Below are 19,350 nucleotides of genomic sequence, written 5' to 3'. Positions count from 1 at the left end.
TATCAGGAGGGAATTCTATGGAAATCGAGAGAAAATTTCTTGTGAAAAAAGAGAACCTTCCGGAAAATCTGGAGCAGTATCCCTGCAAGGTGATCGAACAGGGATATCTGTGCACAGAACCGGTGGTGCGGATTCGCAAGTCAAATGACAACTATTATCTCACCTATAAGTCAAAGGGACTTCTGGCAAGGGAGGAGTACAATCTGCCCTTGACGAAGGAGGCTTATGAGCACCTGAAGCTGAAGGCGGACGGAATCGTGATCTCCAAGGTGCGCTATGTGATTCCGGAGAAGGATGGACTGTCCATTGAACTGGATGTGTTCAAAGCACCTTATGAGGGCCTTCTTCTGGCTGAGGTAGAGTTCCCCTCCGAAGAAGCCGCCCACGCCTACCAGCCCCCCAGCTGGTTCGGCGAGGATGTGACCTACTCCACCGAGTACCACAACAGTACCCTGAGCAGGAAAAATATAAATTGACAAATATGTTTCGTAAAAAATAGCTGTCGAGACTCGCCAAAGTACAGGACAGCTATTTTTTTATGCCTATATATTGCACCTTAAATTTTTTTATTTTATAATGAGCCTTAACTGATGATTGGCTTACATGAGAGGAGCAGAAAAATATGAAAATTGGATTTATCGGATGTGGAAATATGGGGTCTGCGATGATCGGTGGAATCCTGAAAAAAGGTGTATTTGCGAAAGATGAGATTATTGTTTCAAATCTTACAGAAGAAGGAAGCAAAAGAAGCCGGGAAAAACTTGGGGTTGTCACAACTATGGACAACTGTGAAGTCGTAAAAAATGCAAATATTGTTATATTAGCTGTGAAGCCTCAGTTCTACGAAGAAGTAATCAGCCAGATCAAAGGCTGCCTGACACCGGATCACATGATCGTAGGAATTGCCCCCGGCAAAACTCTTGCATGGCTGGAAGAAAAATGCGAGCAGCCTCTGAAAGTGGTACGCCTGATGCCCAATACCCCGGCACAAGTAGGCGAAGGCATGACAGGCGCCTGCGCCAATGACCGCGTAACCAAAGAGGATCTGGACCAGATTCTTGCCATCACCAACAGCTTCGGACGCACAGAGGTAGTCCCGGAGCGTCTGATGGATGCAGTCGGAGCAGTCAGCGGATGCTCCCCCGCATATGTTTTTATGTTCATTGAAGCAATGGCAGACGCAGCAGTCGCACAGGGAATGCCAAGAAAGCAGGCTTATCAGTTTGCCTCCCAGTCTGTACTTGGAAGTGCCAAGATGGTTCTGGGAACTGGCATGCATCCGGGCGAACTTAAAGACATGGTCTGCTCCCCGGCCGGAACTACCATTGAAGGCGTCCGCACCCTTGAGAAAAACGGCTTCCGCAGCGCCGTATTCGAAGCACTCCAGGCAGCATCTGATAAAGGAAAACAAATGTAACCCTTAAAAAGATTTAATATTCACTTATAGCTGCAGTTTGACTGATATGCAGGTTATGAGCAAGTTAGTATATCGATAAGTTGATTGTTCGGAAAATTAGCTTGTTGATACAATGAATTTATCAATAGGAATCAAAATAAGGAGGACTTTCCCATGAGCAAAAAAGTATACATTTTTCTCGCAGACGGTTTCGAAGACATTGAAGGCCTGACCGTAGTAGACCTTATGCGAAGAGCCGGAATCACCATCACCACAGTTTCCATAAAAAACACAAAGCAGATCACAACTGCCCACAGCATCACCATGCTTACAGACCAGACTTTCGCGGAAACGGACTTCACGGATGCAGACATGCTGGTCCTTCCGGGAGGACAGCCTGGCACCACCAACCTTGGCGCATTTGCACCCCTCACCGACCTTCTGAAAAACTTCTATAATAATGGAGGCAGGATCGCAGCCATCTGTGCAGCACCCACCGTATTTGCCCAGATCGGACTTTTACATGGAAAGAAAGCAACTGCATATCCATCCTGCATGGACGGATTAGGAGATGCAGTACGCCTGGAGGACAACGTAGTCGTGGACGGCAATATCACCACAAGCCGCGGCCTTGGAACTGCCATCGACTTCAGTCTTTCCCTGATTTCCCAGCTTCTTGGCCAGGAAAAAGCAGACCAGATCGCAGAATCTGTAGTATATAAGTAGGAATAACCGCCAAAAACTCTATTTTTTTCAGGAATAACAGGGAAAACCATAAAAAAACACTGGTGTTTTTAATCTGGTTGTGCTATACTTCTACAATGACTGTAATAATAGGGGGAAACCCTGCATTATGATTGAAAAACGGACAATGTCTATCCGCTATGCACATGCGGCTGCATTGGACCTGACATTTTACCTGAATATTAAGGAGGAACACGAAAATGAGTTTACAGGTGGAGAAATTAGAGAAAAACATGGCGAAACTTACCATCGAAGTTTCCGCTGAAGAGTTAGACAAAGCAATGGAGAAAGCTTACCAGAAACAGAAAAGCAGAATCAGCCTTCCAGGATTCCGTAAAGGAAAAGCTCCTAGAAAGATGATCGAGAGCATGTACGGTAAGGGAGTATTCATGGAAGATGCTGTGAATTCTCTTGTACCGCAGGAGTACAGCAAAGCAATTGCTGATTGCGACCTTGAAATCGTTTCCCAGCCAGAGATCAACGTTACACAGATGGAGCCAGGAAAGGCACTCATCTTCACAGCTGATGTTGCTACCAAGCCAGAGGTTACTCTTGGAGACTACAAGGGAGTAGAGGTTCCGAAGACTGAGATCGCTGTAACAGACGAGGAAGTTGACGCAGAAGTTAAGAAAGAGCAGGATAAGAACTCCAGAACAGTTGTTGTTGAGGATCGTGCAGCAGCAAACGGCGATATCACAACAATCGACTTCGAGGGATTTGTTGACGGCGTTGCATTTGACGGCGGCAAAGGATCTGACTACGCTCTTACACTTGGATCCGGCACATTCATTCCTGGATTTGAGGATCAGCTTGTTGGCGCTAACACAGGCGATCATGTAGAAGTTAAGGTTACTTTCCCGGAGGAATATCAGGCAAAAGAGCTTGCTGGCAAAGAAGCAGTATTCCAGTGCGATGTTAAGAAAATCGAGACCAAAGAGGTTCCGGAGCTTGACGATGAGTTCGCTAAGGACGTATCTGAGTTTGATACTCTTGCTGAGTACAAAGAAGACGTTAAGAAGAACCTGACAGAGAAGAAAGAAAAAGAAGCAAGAACTGCAAAAGAGAATGCAGCAGTAGATAAAGCAATCGAGAATGCACAGATGGATATTCCGGATCTTATGATCCAGACCCAGTGCCGTCAGATGATGGATGACTTCGCAAGAAGAATGCAGCAGCAGGGATTATCCATGGATCAGTACTTCCAGTTCACAGGCCAGAGCATGGACAAGATGATGGAAGACATGAAGCCGCAGGCTCTTAAGAGAATCCAGACAAGACTGGTTCTTGAGAAGATCGCTGAGACAGAGAATACACAGCCGTCTGAGGAAGAGATCACAGAAGAGATCCAGAAGATGGCAGACGCTTACAAGATGGAAGCTGACAAGATCAGAGAAGCAATCGGTGAGGACGGAATTGAGCAGCTGAAGAAAGATCTGTCTGTTCAGAAAGCAGTTACACTGATCGCTGACGCAGCTGTTGAGGCTGAGAAAGCAGCAGACGCTGAGTAATCAGATTTGAATGAAGGCACTCCTGACAGGCTCGGGAGTGCTTACCTGATAAGAAAAGAGGGAATATATGAGTTTAGTGCCTTATGTCATTGAGCAGACAAGCAGAGGGGAGAGAAGCTACGACATCTATTCAAGGCTTCTGAAGGACAGAATCATTTTCCTGGGAGAAGAAGTTAATGATGTAACTGCCAGCCTGGTAGTTGCAGAGCTGCTTTTTCTGGAAGCAGAGGATCCTGGAAAGGACATCCAGCTTTATATCAACAGCCCGGGCGGTTCCGTGACAGCTGGTATGGCAATTTATGATACCATGCAGTATATTAAGTGCGATGTTTCCACTATTTGTCTGGGAATGGCTGCCAGCATGGGAGCGTTCCTTCTTGCTGGCGGTACAAAGGGCAAGAGATTTGCACTGCCGAATTCTACGATCATGATCCACCAGCCTTCTGGCGGAGCCCAGGGACAGGCTACCGAGATCCAGATCGTGGCAGACCACATTGCCAAGACAAAGAGAACATTAAATGAGATCCTGGCAGCAAACACCGGACAGCCTCTTGAGGTTGTAGAGAAAGACACAGACCGCGACAATTATATGTCCGCAGAAGAAGCATTGGCTTATGGTCTGATCGATGGTGTTGTAGCCCACAAATAATATTGAAAACAAAAGAAACCCCGACCGGAGTTTTCTTTTGCATGCTACTGTAAGAAAAGACTCCTGAACTGACAGGAGTCTTATCTTGTAAAATGGGAAAATTTTGTAAAATAGGAATATTTTATAAAAAATTTCAAATTTTAATAAATAAAGAAATCTTTTTCTGAATAAAAGGCTTCTTTATGTAGAAAGGAAAAGTTAGAGATTCATGGCTGAGAAGATAAGAGAAGGAAAGGTAAGATGTTCCTTTTGCCAGAAAACCGAGGACCAGGTCCGCAAGCTGATCGCTGGACCGGATGGAGCCTACATCTGCGATGAGTGTGTGGGAATCTGCTCGGAGATCATGGAAGAAGAATTTGGAGGATACGATCAGGAAGATATTCTTGGATCAGAGATCAATCTGATGAAGCCAGAGGAAATCCATGCGATTCTGGACGACTATGTAATCGGACAGGATGAGGCCAAGAAAGCACTTTCTGTTGCTGTATACAATCATTACAAACGTGTCACTGCATCCAAGAACCTGGATGTGGAGCTTCAGAAGAGCAACATTCTGATGCTGGGACCAACTGGTTCCGGTAAGACCCTGCTTGCACAGACACTGGCGAGACTTCTGAATGTGCCATTTGCCATTGCAGATGCCACTACACTGACAGAGGCCGGATATGTAGGCGAGGATGTTGAGAATATCCTTCTGAAAATTATCCAGGCTGCTGACTATGATATTGACCGTGCGCAGTACGGAATTATTTATATCGATGAGATCGATAAGATTACACGTAAGTCTGAGAATGTGTCCATCACCCGTGATGTTTCCGGTGAAGGTGTACAGCAGGCACTTCTGAAAATTCTGGAGGGAACTGTGGCAAGCGTTCCGCCTCAGGGAGGAAGAAAGCATCCCCATCAGGAATTTATTCAGATCGATACCACCAACATTCTGTTTATCTGCGGCGGTGCTTTTGACGGTCTGGAGAAGATCATTGAGGGCAGACAGGATACCAAGGCAATCGGCTTTGGTGCTGAGGTTGCTTCCAAGGAAGAGCAGAACGTGGGCGAGCTGTTTAAGCAGGTAATGCCGGAGGATCTGATCCGTTATGGCCTGATTCCGGAGTTTGTAGGACGTGTTCCGGTTGTGGTAACACTGGACGGACTTGACGAGAATGCGCTTCTTCGCATTCTTCAGGAGCCGAAGAATGCACTGACCAAGCAGTACCACAAGCTGTTTGAGCTTGACGGTGTGGAGCTTGACTTTGAGGATGAGGCACTTCGTGTTATGGCCAGAAAGTCTATGGAGCGTAAAACAGGAGCCAGAGGACTTCGTGCAATTATGGAGAGCACCCTTATGGATCTGATGTACAAGACTCCATCCGATGACACCATTCGTAAATGCATTATTACAAAAGAAGCTGTGGAGGGAACAGGTGAACCTCAGATCGTTCACGGGGAACCTCTGGTGCAGCAGGCAGGTGCTTCCAATACAGGCAGAAGAAACCAGCGTGCACGCAAGAAAGGCACTCCTGAAACAGCGTGAAGAAGGGACCTGACGACAGATGAGTGAGCCGATCAATGTACTTCCTGCCATCGCGCTTCGCGGAACTACCATACTCCCGGGCATGATCATCCATTTCGATGTAAGCCGGGAGCGTTCCAAGAAAGCCATTGAGGCTGCAATGCTCCAGGATCAGAAGATTTTTCTGGTGACACAGAAGGATCCACAGATTGAAGATCCGGGCTTTGTGCAGCTTTTTCAGGTAGGAACCGTGGCATATATCAAACAGGTTGTCAAACTTCCGGACAATCTGCTGCGTGTCCTTGTGGAAGGAACCAGAAGAGCAGAACTTCTGGGACTGGAGCAGGAGACACCCTATCTCAGGGCGGAGATCGTCCTGACTGACGAGGAAGAAGAGGAACTGCCTCAGGCAATGCTCGAGGCTATGTACAGAAGCATCCGGGAGCTTTTCCATACCTACTGCACCAAAGGGGGCAAAATAGGCAAGGAACTGGCTGCCCAGATTCTCAACTGCCAGAAGACAAAGGAGCTGATTGACCAGATCGCAGTAAACCTGCCTCTTTCCTGGCAGAGCAAGCAGAAGTTTCTGGAGGCAGGAAAGCTGTCTGACAGATATGAGCTTCTTGGCGCAATTCTCAGCAATGAGATCAATGTGCTGGACATCAGCCATGACCTTCAGCAGAAGCTGAAGAAGCGGGTGGATAAGAACCAGCGTGAATATATTTTGAGAGAGCAGCTGAAGCTGATCCGTGAGGAGCTTGGGGAGGATAATACTGCTGATGAGGCAGAGGAATTCCGTAGGAAAGCAAGAGAACTGACTGCGTCCCAGGAAGTGAAGGACCGTATTCTCAAGGAAATCGGACGCTTCAAGATCACCAGCACCAATGCAGCGGAGAGCAGTATTCTCCGTGGATATATCGAGACCCTTCTTTCTCTTCCCTGGGACAAATGCTCTGAGGATTCTGAGGATCTGAAAGCTGCATGGAAGATCCTGGAAGAGGGGCACTATGGCCTGAAGGATGTAAAGGAACGAATTATGGAGTTCCTTTCTGTCCGTAAACTGACACACAAGGGCAAATCCCCCATTCTTTGTCTGGTGGGACCTCCTGGAACCGGTAAGACTTCTATTGCCAAGTCCGTTGCCGAAGCTACAGGCAAACGCTATGTGCGTATCTGTCTGGGCGGCGTAAGAGATGAGGCAGAGATCAGAGGTCACCGAAAGACCTATGTAGGAGCGATGCCGGGAAGAGTGACAGTTGCCCTTGAACAGGCAGGGGTAGCCAACCCTCTGATGCTTCTGGACGAGATCGATAAGACCAGCAGCGATTACAAGGGAGACACTTCCTCCGCACTTCTGGAGGTGCTGGATCCGGAGCAGAACAGTCATTTTAATGACCACTATGTAGAACTGCCGCAGAATCTTTCCGAGGTATTGTTTATTGCAACTGCCAATGACATCCAGGGGATTCCAAGACCTCTTCTGGATCGAATGGAGGTTATTGAGATCAGCGGTTATACAGAGAATGAGAAAGAGCACATTGCCAAGGAACATCTGATTCCCAAGCAGATGGAAGCCAATGGAATCCCCAAAGGCAAGCTTTCCATTCAGAGTACAGCCCTTCGCAAGATCATCAATAATTACACCAAGGAAGCTGGAGTGCGTAACCTGGAGCGCCTGATCGGACAGATCTGCCGCAAGACAGCACGTCTGATCATGGAAGAAGGCAAGGAAAAAGTAACAGTCACAGGCAAGAATCTTTCCGATTTCCTGGGACAGGAGAAATACAATTATCTGATGGCGAACAAGAAAGACGAGATCGGTATCGCAAGAGGCCTTGCATGGACACAGGTAGGCGGTGATACCCTTCAGATCGAGGTCAACATTATGCCTGGCAAAGGGGAATTTGTGCTGACCGGACAGCTTGGAGATGTGATGAAGGAATCTGCACAGGCTGGCATCAGCTATATCCGTTCTGTTGCTTCTAAGTATGGAATTGATCAGGAATTTTTCCAGGAAAATGACATTCATGTACATATTCCGGAAGGTGCTGTTCCAAAGGATGGCCCGTCCGCCGGAATTACCATGGCAACCGCCATGCTGTCTGCAATTGTTGGAAAGCCGGTACGCGCTGACCTTGCAATGACCGGAGAAATCACCCTTCGGGGACGTGTTCTTCCAATCGGCGGACTGAAGGAGAAGCTTCTTGCTGCCAAGTACGCCAAGATCAAGGAAGTACTTGTACCCAAGGAAAACAAGCCTGACATTAAAGAACTGGATGAAGAGATCACAGACGGACTGAAGATCATCTTCGTTGAAAATATGAACGAAGTGCTGGAACGAGCACTTGCCTGAAATGAGAGGTAGGAAAAATGGTAATTAAAAATGTTTCACTGGATATCGTTTGCGGTATTACCAGCAAACTGCCGGACACAGGAAGATCTGAAATCGCTTTTGCAGGGAAATCCAATGTGGGAAAATCCTCCCTCATTAACGGTCTGATGAACCGGAAGGCACTGGCAAGGACAAGCTCCCAGCCAGGAAAGACACAGACCATCAATTTTTACAATGTGAATGATTTTATGTACCTTGTGGATCTTCCGGGATATGGATATGCCAAGGTCCCGGAGACAGAGAAAGCGAAATGGGGAAAGATGATCGAGCGTTATCTTCACACTTCCCAGACTCTGAAGGCGGTTTTTCTGCTGATTGATATCCGCCATGAGCCTTCTGCAAATGACAAGCTGATGTATGACTGGATCGTAAACAACGGATACAATCCGATCATTATCGCAACCAAGCTTGACAAGCTGAAAAGAAGCCAGGTACAGAAGAATGTAAAAGCAATCAAAGACGGACTGAAGCTGCGCCCGGGAAGCAGGATCATTCCTTTTTCTGCTGAGACCAAACAGGGAAGAGATGAGATCTGGGCGTTAATGGACGAGTTGACTGGATTCGCTCCGGCAGCTACGGACGAGGCTCAGAACTAATATACGAGGAAAAATATATGGGAATTATCAAGGCGTTCAAGCTGGGATTTGACTATCTCAAGTATGATGAGGACGGCAATGTGGAGGCAACACAGCGTGCCGTCAATGATGTAAACCTGGACATTGAAGCCGGCGATTTTGTGGCCGTTCTGGGGCACAATGGTTCCGGAAAATCCACACTGGCGAAGCAGATGAATGCGCTTCTGGTCCCTTCTGAGGGAACCATGTGGGTTGATGATATGGATACAGCCAAGGAACCGGAATTATGGAAAATCCGCCAGAGAGCAGGCATGGTTTTTCAGAATCCGGACAACCAGATCATTGGTACGGTTGTGGAGGAGGATGTAGGATTTGGTCCTGAGAATATGGGCGTTCCTACAGAAAAAATCTGGAAGCGTGTGGATGACAGTCTGAAAAAGACAGGAATGACCGCTTACCGTTATGCATCTCCGAACAAGCTGTCCGGAGGACAGAAGCAAAGAGTTGCCATAGCTGGCGTTGTAGCTATGCGTCCCAGCTGCATTGTGCTGGATGAGCCTACTGCAATGCTGGATCCGAACGGCAGAAGAGAAGTACTGGAAGCTGTTTCTGAGCTGAATCAAAAAGAGAATGTAACCGTTATTCTGATCACCCATTATATGGAAGAGGTCATTCATGCCAACAAGGTTTATGTAATGGACCGTGGAAATGTTGTGATGCAGGGAACTCCAAGGGAAATCTTTTCCCAGGTGGAGACCCTGAAGAAATACCGACTGGATGTACCGCAGGTAACTTTGCTTGCCCACGAGCTTCATAAGGCTGGCGTGGACATTCCGGAAGGAATACTGACAAAAGAGGAATTGGTAGGTGCATTATGTCGATAGAGCTTAAGAACGTAACTTTTACTTACAGTCAGGGCACTGCATATGAGAGCCATGCCTTGAAGGACATTAATCTTGTGATTCCGGATGGTCAGTTCATCGGTGTGATCGGACATACCGGAAGCGGGAAATCAACTCTGATCCAGCATTTTAATGCACTGATCCAGCCAACCAGCGGCCAGGTCCTTTATAATGGAGAAGATGTGTGGGCTGAAAATTATGACCGCAGGGCGCTTCGAAGCGAGGTGGGACTGGTGTTCCAGTACCCGGAGCACCAGTTGTTTGAAAATACGGTGCTGGCAGATGTGTGCTTTGGTCCTATGAACCAGGGACTTTCCAAAGAGCAGGCAGAGGAAGAGGCGAAGAAAGCCCTTGTCCACGTGGGTGTCAAAGAAGAGAATTTTACCAAATCTCCATTTGAACTTTCCGGAGGACAGAAGAAGAGAGTGGCCATTGCAGGCGTTCTGGCCATGAACCCGAAGATTCTGATACTGGATGAGCCTACTGCTGGTCTTGACCCGCAGGGCAGGGATGATATCCTGGATCAGATTGCAGCACTTCACGAAATGAGGGGAATCACCATTATTCTGGTTTCCCACAGCATGGAAGACATTGCCAAATATGTGGAGCGCCTGATCGTCATGAATCATGGGGAAATGGTATTTGACGATACCCCGAAGAATGTATTTTCCCATTATAAGGAACTGGAAGAGATGGGACTTGCGGCGCCGCAGATTACCTATATCATGCATGCTCTTTCTGAGAATGGGCTGGATGTGGATCCTACTGCAACCACAGTGGAGGAAGCAAAGGAGACCATTCTGGCAGCGCTGAAAAAGCAGAAGCCTTCACTTCTTAAGAAGGGAGGCAGCGAAGCATGATCAGAGATATTACCATTGGACAGTATTATCCAGCGGATTCCATGATCCATAAGCTGGACCCAAGAACCAAGCTTGTGGGAACCATCGCTTTTATTGTGTCGGTGTTTTTGTTTCATACGTTCTTAGGATATGCGGTGGCAGGTGTATTTCTTGCTGGAATGATCCTGATGTCAAAGGTTCCGGTAAAATTTATTTTCAAGGGACTGAAGACCATTTTTATGCTGCTTCTGATTACCATATTTTTTAATATGATACTGACGCCTGGTGAGGTTGTGTGGAAGCTGGGATTTCTTAAGGTGACAAAGGAGGGGCTTGTTCTTGCGGGAACTATGGCGATCCGACTGGTTTTTCTGGTAATCGGTTCTTCCATTATGACCCTGACTACCACACCGAATCAGCTGACGGATGGTCTGGAGAGACTGCTCCGTCCTTTGAATAAAATTCATGTGCCTGTTCATGACATTGCCATGATGATGTCCATTGCCCTTCGTTTTATTCCTATTCTTCTGGAGGAGACGGACAAGATCATGAAGGCGCAGATTGCCCGCGGTGCTGATTTCGAGAATGGAAATCTGATTCAGAAGGCGAAGAATATGGTGCCCCTTCTGGTGCCGCTGTTTATTTCCGCGTTCCGCCGGGCCAATGATCTGGCCATGGCTATGGAGGCGAGATGTTACCACGGCGGTGACAATCGTACTCAGATGAAGCCTCTTAGCTATAAGAAGAGAGACCATGCGGCCTATGGAGTTATGGTGGCTTATCTTGCGGTTGCAGTGGGCTTCCGTGTGGCAGGACTGTAAACGATATCTATAAATTTCTGAGAATATATATTCCCTCATCTGTGCGAAAGAAGCAGGTGAGGGATTTTTAACAAGGAGAAAAATATGAAGCGAATTGGACTTGTTGTTGCATACGATGGAACCAATTACTGCGGCTGGCAGACTCAGCCAAATGGAATTACCGTGCAGGGAGTTCTCAATGATACTCTTTCCGAGCTTCTTGGGGAAAAGATTGAGACCATCGGGGCCAGCCGTACGGATGCGGGAGTGCATGCTCTTGGCAATGTGGCTGTTTTTGATACCAATACCCGCATTCCCGGGGAAAAGATTTCGTATGCGCTGAACCAGCGGCTTCCGGAGGATATCCGGATTCAGATGTCTGAGGAGGTGGAACTGGATTTCCATCCGAGATACTGTGACAGTGAGAAAACTTATGAATACCGTATTCTGAACCGGAAATTCCCGGTGCCTACAGAGCGGCTGTATTCTTATTTCTATCATTATAAGCTGGATGTGGACAAAATGCGGGAGGCTACCTCTTATCTGATTGGACGTCATGACTTTGCCAGCTTTTGCGGTTCCGGTGCCCAGGTGAAAACTACCATCCGTACTGTGACTGGCATTGAGGTTTTCCGCGAGGGAGATATGGTTACCATCCGTGTTTCCGGAACTGGTTTCCTCTATAATATGGTGCGTATTATTTCCGGAACCCTGATTGAAATCGGAAACGGCCAGTACCCGCCGGAGCGCATGCAGAAAATCCTGGACGCCAAAGACCGCTCCGCCGCCGGCCCCACCGCCCCCGCCCAGGGACTGACTCTTATGGGAATACAGTTTTTTGATTGATGCGGATGGATTTACTATAGGGTGGATTAGTGAAGTAGCGTCGTTACCCGGACGTGAGTTCACAATGTATATTCATCGCAGGTCGTCGCAACACTCCGCCAAGCTAACTGTCAACTGCGGCTAGGCATCTCAGGAGAGCCTTCGATGCTAAGTCTCCGTAGACAGTGGATCTCGTCTCCGTTAAGACCGCTCCTGAAATGACCTGCTCACGAATATACATTGCAAACTCACTGGTTACTAACAAGTTTAAGTTAAATCAATAGGCGACGGAGCCAAATCCCGAAGTTCGTCATTGTCTGTCCCGGCACACCTGGGGGAAAGCGTCCGCCTTGATTAACTAATCCACCCCTTCACATCTCAAAAATGTCAATAGCACATAATTACAATCTAGTACTATCCTACAACAAAAATATCCAGTCCAGCACAAAAATGTGCACATACCAACACAAAAATTGAAAGAGCAATCCAAAATTAGTCCATTTTACACAAACTGCCTGTATGATATTATAATCCCATCAGAAAGCTATACGACATAGCAAATAAAAATGATACGGGAGGTTTTTTCATGAAGAGAAAAGTAGCAATGGCAATGGTAGCAGCAATGGCAGTTAGTTCATTTACAGTTCCGGTATTTGCAGAGGATGCAGCAGCTGAAGGCGGAAAGATCGGTATTTCAATGCCTACACAGTCACTGGAACGTTGGAATCGTGATGGTTCTTATCTGCAGAAGCAGTTTGAGGACGCTGGATATGAAGTTGAGCTTACCTACTCTGACAATGAGACAGATCGTCAGGTAAACGATATCCAGAACCTGATTTCTGATGGAGTTAACCTGTTAGTAGTAGCTGCTATTGATGGTGAGGCTCTTAACACAGTTATGGATGAAGCTGCAGAAGCAGGGATCCCGGTTATTTCCTATGACCGTCTGATCAAATCCGACGCTGTTTCCTATTATGTATCCTTTGATAACTACACAGTTGGTACCCTTCAGGGACAGTACGTTGTAGACACTCTGGATCTTGAAAATGCCGGCGATAAGACATACAATATCGAGTTTACAGCTGGTGATCCTGCTGACAACAATGCAGGCTACTTCTTCAACGGTGCATTTGATGTGTTAAAACCATACATCGATGCAGGAACCTTAAATGTAGTTTCCGGACAGACAGACTTCGATTCTGTTGCAACACCTGCATGGGATACACAGACAGCCCTTGAAAGAATGCAGAACATTCTGGCATCCTACTATGCAGACGGAACACAGCTTGACGTAGCACTTTGCTCCAACGACTCCACAGCACTTGGTGTAACACAGGCAATTGAGTCTGACTATGCTGGAAGCAATACTGTTCTTATTACAGGACAGGATGGTGACGAAGCGAACCTTGCAAACATCGTTGATGGAAAACAGTCCATGACCGTTTACAAAGCAGTTGCTAACGAAGCAGTAGTAACACTTGACCTGGCAAAAGCAATGCTGGCTGGTGATACCGTTGATGAGTCTCTGATCGAGGCTTCCGGCTGGGATTTCGATTGTACTTATGACACAGAGTCCTATGAGACATCTGAAGGCAACAAATGCCCATCCTTCCTTCTGGTTCCAACAGTTGTAACAAAAGACAACCTTCAGGAAGCACTTGTTGATCCTGGATACTACACAATGGACGACGACGGATATCTTCATCCGGCAAACTAAGTGAACTGAGAGAACGTCATACAAATAAAAGTTACTGCTCACAAAAAGAACAGTAATGTTGTAAATGTGGGCGGGGTGAAAAGCCCCGCCTGCTTTATGGGAAAGGGGGCGCCATTTTGGCTGATAATATTTTAGTAATGGAACACATTACGAAGGAATTCCCCGGTGTCAAAGCTTTGGATAACGTTAACCTTGAAGTTCAGCGTGGAGAGATTCATGCGCTGATCGGTGAGAACGGTGCGGGAAAGTCCACATTGATGAACGTATTAAGTGGTCAGTATCCATACGGCAGCTATACTGGAACGGTTACCTATGAAGGTGAAGAATGTAAGTTTAAAAAGCTTAATGACAGCGAGGCAAAAGGTATCGTTATTATTCATCAGGAACTTGCATTAATCCCACTGCTTTCCATCGGTGAAAACATGTTTCTCGGAAACGAGATCAAAAATAAAAGAGGAGCCATCGACTGGGACAGAACCTACAGTGAAGCAGAAAAACACATGGCTCAGGTAGGACTTCACGAATCTGCCCAGACCTTAATTAAAGATATTGGAACCGGCAAACAGCAGCTGGTTGAAATTGCGAAAGCATTTTCCAAAAAAGTAAAACTGCTCATCCTGGATGAGCCTACTTCATCCCTGAATGATGAAGATGCAAAAATGCTTCTGGATCTGCTTATGGAATTCAAGAAGCAGGGACTGACATCCATTATTATCACACACAAACTGAATGAGATCATTTACTGTGCAGACCGTTGTACCATTCTTCGAGACGGAAGTACGATCGAGACACTTACAAAAGGCGTGGATGACTTAAGTGAGGACCGAATCATCAAAGGAATGGTTGGCCGTCCTATGGAAGACCGTTATCCGAAACGCGAGCACAATGTAAGCAAGGACGTGATGCTTGAGGTAAAGAACTGGACTGTTCATCATCCTCTGTATCCGGAAAAAATTGTAGACGACAATATTTCCTTTAAAGTACATAAAGGTGAGGTTGTTGGTTTCTCAGGACTGCAGGGTGCAGGCCGTACAGAGCTGGCAATGTCCATTTTCGGTAAGAGCTATGGCAGTGCAATTACCGGAGAATTGTATATAAAGGGTGAAAAAGTAGATCTTAAGGATCCTCGGGCAGCCATCCAGCATGGTCTTGCATATGTAACTGAGGACCGTAAAACAAACGGACTGATCCTTGATGAGTCCATCCGTTTCAACACCACTCTGGCCCGTCTTTCCAAAGTCTGTGACAGGGGAATCATCAATACCGACCTTGAAGTACAGCTTGCAGAAAAGATGACAGAAGAAATGGGAACCAAGACACCTTCCAACGAGCAGCGTATCGGCAATCTGTCCGGTGGTAACCAGCAGAAAGCCCTTCTTGGAAAGTGGATGTTTACAGAACCGGATATTCTGATTCTGGACGAACCTACCCGAGGAATTGATGTAGGTGCGAAATATGATATTTACTGTCTGATCAATCAGATGGTAGAAGAGGGAAAATCTGTAATCATGATTTCCTCTGAAATGCCTGAAATCCTTGGTATGTGTGACCGAATTTATATTATGAATGAAGGCAAGATGGCTGGAGAACTGGATGCGAAAGAGGCAACCCAGGAAGGCATCATGGCACATATCATGCAGAATCAGAAGAAATAATCAAGGGGGAAAACGATATGAATTCCAAAATAAAGGATTTTTTTAGAAAATATACGATGGTCATTGCGCTTGTGATCGTATTTATCCTGTTCTGTGTTCTTACTGATGGAAGACTTCTTTATGCACAGAACATGTCAAACCTTATGCTCCAGAACGGATACGTACTGGTTCTTGCATGTGGTATGCTGCTTTGTATCTTAACTGGTGGTAACATCGATCTTTCCGTTGGATCTGTTATCTGTTTTGTAGGCGGTGTTGCAGCTGTTCTCATTGGCAGCAAGGGATTTAACCCATTACTTACCATTATCCTCTGTCTGGTAATCGGCCTTCTGGTTGGTGTTTGGCAGGGTTACTGGATTGGTTATAAGAGAATTCCTCCATTTATCACAACACTTGCTGGTATGTTCATTTTCCGTGGATTCGGCCGCCTGGTACTGGACAACAAAACCGTATCCATCCAGAACAAATCTTTCCTGAATGTATTTACTTCTTATATCAACATTCCAGGACTTGATGATGGAAAGAAATATTCCGCTCTGATCGTTGGTGTGATCATTGCATGCTACGTTATTTTCTCCACTATGAAATCCAGAGCAAACAAAGCGAAAAAAGGCTATCGCCAGAACACAGCAGCTTCTGATTACAGCAGAGCAGCCGTAATCGCAGTTGTTATTCTGTGGTACTGCTACAAACTGTACCAGTACAAAGGTATCTCCGTAATGCTTGTATGGGTAGTTGCAATCTGCATGATCTACAACTTCATCACATCCAAGACCGCATTTGGACGTTACTTCTACGCAATCGGCGGCAACGAGAAAGCTACACAGCTTTCCGGTATTGATACAAACAAGGTTTACTTTATTGCATACGCAAATATGGGCTTACTTGCCGGACTTGCAGGTCTTCTCTGCGCAGCACGTGTAGGTTCTGTAAATGGTAGTACAGGTACTTCCTTCGAGATGGATGCAATCGGTTCCTGCTTCATCGGCGGTGCTTCTGCATACGGCGGAAGCGGTACTGTAGGCGGTGTTGTAATCGGTGCTCTTCTCCTTGGTGTTATCAACATGGGTATGTCTATCATGGGTATCGGTGATTCCTGGCAGTACGTAGTAAAAGGTGCCGTACTTCTGATCGCAGTTGTATTTGATGTTATTTCCAACAGAAAATCCAACTAAATCAAAATAAGTGAAAAGCTGCTGTATCAGGCAGTTGTAAATGCAAAGGGCTGTTGCAGAAAATGCAATGGTCCTTTTTGCACATATTAAGTAAATATGTTAAACTTATAGTATCTTAGAAAAGGAAACTGTAAAATTATGAAAAAATCCACACTGACTGTCTTTTTTGTTCTGGCAGGATGCATGCTGTTTCTGTCCGGAATCTGGATTTATTTCCAGAAAACTCTGGATCAGGTAGACCTGGGAGAAGGGGAAGGGGCAGCAGGCTATGAAAAACATTATCTGATGATTTCCGGAGAGGAGAATACCCTGATGTGGGATTCCATCTACGAGAGCGCCAGCGAGGCAGCCAGGGATGCAGATGCATATGTAGAGCTGATCGCGCCCCAAAGAGAGTCCACTTATACAAAAGCGGATTATCTGCGGATCGGAATCGCCTCCAAGGTGGATGGGATCATTCTGGAAGCGGACGGAAGCGCAGAAGAACAGGAACTGATTCAGGAAGCAATGGACCAGAATATTCCGGTTGTAACTGTGCTGACCGATGACTCTTCCAGCGCAAGGATCAGCTTTGTAGGCCTGAACAGCTACCAGCTTGGAAATGCCTACACTGAGCAGATCCTGGGACTTTTGAAAGAGCATGAGACCACTCAGGTGCTTCTTTTGTCCAATTCCCAGTCCAAAACCCAGGAGACTAATCTGGTCTATTATCAGATCAAAAAAGAACTGGAAGAAAAAAAGCAGGGCTATCAGTCTGTGAATATTTCCGAGTACAGCATTGACAACAGCTCTGATTTTGATACAGAAGAATTTGTAAGGGACATTTTTGTAAATGGAAATACGCTTCCGGACGTGCTGGTCTGCATGGATGAGGTTGTGACAGAATGTGTTTACCAGGCACTTATCGATTATAACCAGGTAGGCAACGTGGATGTTGTTGGCTTCTACTATTCGGATGTAATTCTGGATGCCATCAGTAAAGGCATCATTTCTTCTGCAATCGCTCTTGATATGGAGGAAATCGGAAGATACAGCATCAATGCCCTTGAGGAATATTCCTCCCTTGGACACACCAGCAGCTATTACAGCGTAGGTCAGAATGTGATCACCCGGAAAAATGTGGGAACCTACAGAACGGGGGCGAATCAATGAGAGAACAAAAAGAAAGCCTTTCGGTGCAGAATTCCATCCAGACCAGGTTAAGTGCTGCCATGGTACTGGTCATGATCTTTGTAGTATGCATTAATTTTTTTATTTTTGAGCAGATCCACATGGGCGTGGACCGCATTGACGCTGTTTTTTCCAGTAATACAGCGATCAATGACCTGTCTGAGTCCCTGAATAAACTGGAGGGAACCGTTTACGAATATCTGAATACAAAGGGAAGCAAAGCCCTGGAAAATTACTATCGCTATGAGCAGGATTACAGACAGCTTCTGGACGGGCTCAATGACCGCAATGTGGACAGCGAAGTGAAAATGCTGGAGAAAAATATCCGCAAAATGTCTGAGAGCTATCTGGATCAAACAAACGAGACGGTTCAGGCCAAGCGAGGAAGAAATATTGAGAAATATAAATCTTCCTATGAAAAAGAGCTTCAGCTGTATGAATATATTAATTCTTACATTTACAAGCTAAATAATCTGCGCTTTCGAACCAACTCTGCGAATTACCAGATCCTTCTGTCCTCTATGGATGTGCTGTATCGCCTGGCACTGGTAGTTATTTTTATTGTGGCAGCAGTGGGCGTGGTTATTATTTTACTGGTTGTGCGCTCTATGATCCGGCCGCTGACCCAGCTTTCCAATACAGCTCATGAGGTTGCAATGGGAAATCTGGATGTGCCGGTTCTGCCGGTAGTGTGTGAGGATGAGGTCGGCGTTGTAACAAGAAGCTTTAACCAGATGCTGGACAGCATCCGCATTCACATTGCCCAGCAGAGGGAGAGCATGGAGAAGCAGGCCCAGATGAAGGAGCGGGAGCTTCTTATGGAAACTCATCTGAAGGAGGCTCAGCTGAAATACCTTCAGGCCCAGATCAATCCCCATTTTCTTTTTAACTGCCTGAATGCAGGAGCACAGCTTGCCATGCTGGAGGATGCAGAGAGGACTGGCATTTTTCTGGAAAAAATGGCGGATTTTTTCCGGTATAATGTGCGGAAAATGGAAGACGATGCCATGCTTTTTGAGGAAGTGGAAGCAGTTGACAACTATATTTATATTTTAAATGTAAGGTTTGCAGGGGACATCCATTACGAAAAGGATGTGGATGAGGGAATCGGTGATTTCCGGATTCCCAGCATGATCCTGCAGCCGCTGGTGGAAAATGCAGTTCAGCATGGCATTCATGACTGTATGGAAACCGGAAAAATCAAAATGTCCATCCATAAGGCCGGAGAAGATCTGGAAATCACAGTCAGCGACAATGGTGCCGGAATGACACCGGAAATGATTCAGTCTGTAATGGCGGGAAGGGCCCGGAACAATGGGGAGGACCGTTATTCCACAGGAATTGCGGTAGGAAATGTAATCGACAGGCTGGAGCTGTATTATAAGCAAAAAGGGCTTCTTATCATAGAAAGTGACGGCCTTGGAAAGGGAACCAGCGTGCATATTACGCTGCCTGTTGAAAATGAAGGGGAAGAGTAAGCAAGAACGAAGAGG

Annotated in this window: 17 protein-coding genes; all 17 read left to right on the top strand. The window is 46.3% G+C overall.

The features are described 5' to 3' along the window. Positions 1-17: 17 nt before the first annotated feature. The 17 genes from OCV70_RS04315 (at position 18) to OCV70_RS04235 (ending at position 19,335) form a co-directional block, all read left to right on the top strand. The gene (locus tag OCV70_RS04315; protein ID WP_021925118.1) at positions 18-476 is read left to right on the top strand and encodes a CYTH domain-containing protein; all 459 of its coding nucleotides are present in this window, start codon (positions 18-20) and stop codon (positions 474-476) included. A gap of 146 nt (positions 477-622) precedes the next feature. Next, on the top strand, positions 623-1,417 hold the full coding sequence (proC, locus tag OCV70_RS04310) for a pyrroline-5-carboxylate reductase (RefSeq protein WP_021925119.1): 795 nt from the start codon (positions 623-625) through the stop codon (positions 1,415-1,417). A gap of 153 nt (positions 1,418-1,570) precedes the next feature. Further along, on the top strand, positions 1,571-2,122 hold the full coding sequence (locus OCV70_RS04305; RefSeq protein WP_117853297.1) for a DJ-1 family glyoxalase III: 552 nt from the start codon (positions 1,571-1,573) through the stop codon (positions 2,120-2,122). 218 nt (positions 2,123-2,340) lie between these two features. Beyond that, a complete protein-coding gene (tig, locus tag OCV70_RS04300; protein WP_173765297.1) occupies positions 2,341-3,648 on the top strand; it encodes a trigger factor in 1,308 nt (435 codons plus the stop codon). A 67-nt stretch (positions 3,649-3,715) separates the two neighbouring features. Next, positions 3,716-4,297, top strand: a complete 582-nt coding sequence (gene clpP / locus OCV70_RS04295; RefSeq protein WP_117853302.1) for an ATP-dependent Clp endopeptidase proteolytic subunit ClpP — start codon at positions 3,716-3,718, stop codon at positions 4,295-4,297. Positions 4,298-4,505: 208 nt separating this feature from the next. Continuing rightward, the gene (clpX, locus tag OCV70_RS04290) at positions 4,506-5,828 is read left to right on the top strand and encodes an ATP-dependent Clp protease ATP-binding subunit ClpX (RefSeq protein ID WP_021925816.1); all 1,323 of its coding nucleotides are present in this window, start codon (positions 4,506-4,508) and stop codon (positions 5,826-5,828) included. 19 nt (positions 5,829-5,847) lie between these two features. Beyond that, positions 5,848-8,160: an endopeptidase La gene (gene lon / locus OCV70_RS04285; RefSeq protein WP_173765299.1), complete on the top strand. Its 2,313-nt coding sequence runs from the start codon at positions 5,848-5,850 to the stop codon at positions 8,158-8,160. A 17-nt stretch (positions 8,161-8,177) separates the two neighbouring features. Then, positions 8,178-8,795: a ribosome biogenesis GTP-binding protein YihA/YsxC gene (gene yihA, locus OCV70_RS04280; protein ID WP_173765301.1), complete on the top strand. Its 618-nt coding sequence runs from the start codon at positions 8,178-8,180 to the stop codon at positions 8,793-8,795. 17 nt (positions 8,796-8,812) lie between these two features. Continuing rightward, positions 8,813-9,658, top strand: coding sequence for an energy-coupling factor transporter ATPase (locus tag OCV70_RS04275; protein ID WP_173765303.1), 846 nt, complete (start codon positions 8,813-8,815; stop codon positions 9,656-9,658). Beyond that, complete coding sequence (locus OCV70_RS04270) at positions 9,649-10,536, top strand: energy-coupling factor transporter ATPase (protein WP_021925820.1); 888 nt, start codon at positions 9,649-9,651, stop codon at positions 10,534-10,536. The genes OCV70_RS04275 and OCV70_RS04270 overlap by 10 nt, the downstream gene beginning before the upstream one ends. Then, positions 10,533-11,336, top strand: a complete 804-nt coding sequence (locus tag OCV70_RS04265; RefSeq protein ID WP_021925821.1) for an energy-coupling factor transporter transmembrane component T family protein — start codon at positions 10,533-10,535, stop codon at positions 11,334-11,336. The genes OCV70_RS04270 and OCV70_RS04265 overlap by 4 nt, the downstream gene beginning before the upstream one ends. A gap of 84 nt (positions 11,337-11,420) precedes the next feature. Then, on the top strand, positions 11,421-12,161 hold the full coding sequence (gene truA / locus OCV70_RS04260) for a tRNA pseudouridine(38-40) synthase TruA (RefSeq protein WP_117853312.1): 741 nt from the start codon (positions 11,421-11,423) through the stop codon (positions 12,159-12,161). Positions 12,162-12,726: 565 nt separating this feature from the next. Further along, on the top strand, positions 12,727-13,857 hold the full coding sequence (locus tag OCV70_RS04255; protein WP_117853314.1) for a substrate-binding domain-containing protein: 1,131 nt from the start codon (positions 12,727-12,729) through the stop codon (positions 13,855-13,857). Between the two features lie 116 nt (positions 13,858-13,973). Then, positions 13,974-15,512 carry a sugar ABC transporter ATP-binding protein gene (locus tag OCV70_RS04250; RefSeq protein WP_117853317.1) on the top strand — a complete coding sequence of 513 codons (1,539 nt, stop codon included), beginning with the start codon at positions 13,974-13,976 and terminating at the stop codon, positions 15,510-15,512. Positions 15,513-15,529: 17 nt separating this feature from the next. Further along, the gene (locus OCV70_RS04245) at positions 15,530-16,687 is read left to right on the top strand and encodes an ABC transporter permease subunit (protein ID WP_117853319.1); all 1,158 of its coding nucleotides are present in this window, start codon (positions 15,530-15,532) and stop codon (positions 16,685-16,687) included. A 138-nt stretch (positions 16,688-16,825) separates the two neighbouring features. Continuing rightward, on the top strand, positions 16,826-17,839 hold the full coding sequence (locus OCV70_RS04240) for a substrate-binding domain-containing protein (RefSeq protein ID WP_021924372.1): 1,014 nt from the start codon (positions 16,826-16,828) through the stop codon (positions 17,837-17,839). Further along, on the top strand, positions 17,836-19,335 hold the full coding sequence (locus OCV70_RS04235; protein ID WP_021924373.1) for a sensor histidine kinase: 1,500 nt from the start codon (positions 17,836-17,838) through the stop codon (positions 19,333-19,335). Before OCV70_RS04240 ends, OCV70_RS04235 begins: the two co-directional genes overlap by 4 nt. Positions 19,336-19,350: the final 15 nt, after the last annotated feature.

Source organism: Blautia acetigignens (genome assembly GCF_025566865.1).
GTDB lineage: Bacteria > Bacillota > Clostridia > Lachnospirales > Lachnospiraceae > Blautia_A > Blautia_A acetigignens.
This window is presented reverse-complemented; position numbering and strand designations above follow the sequence as displayed.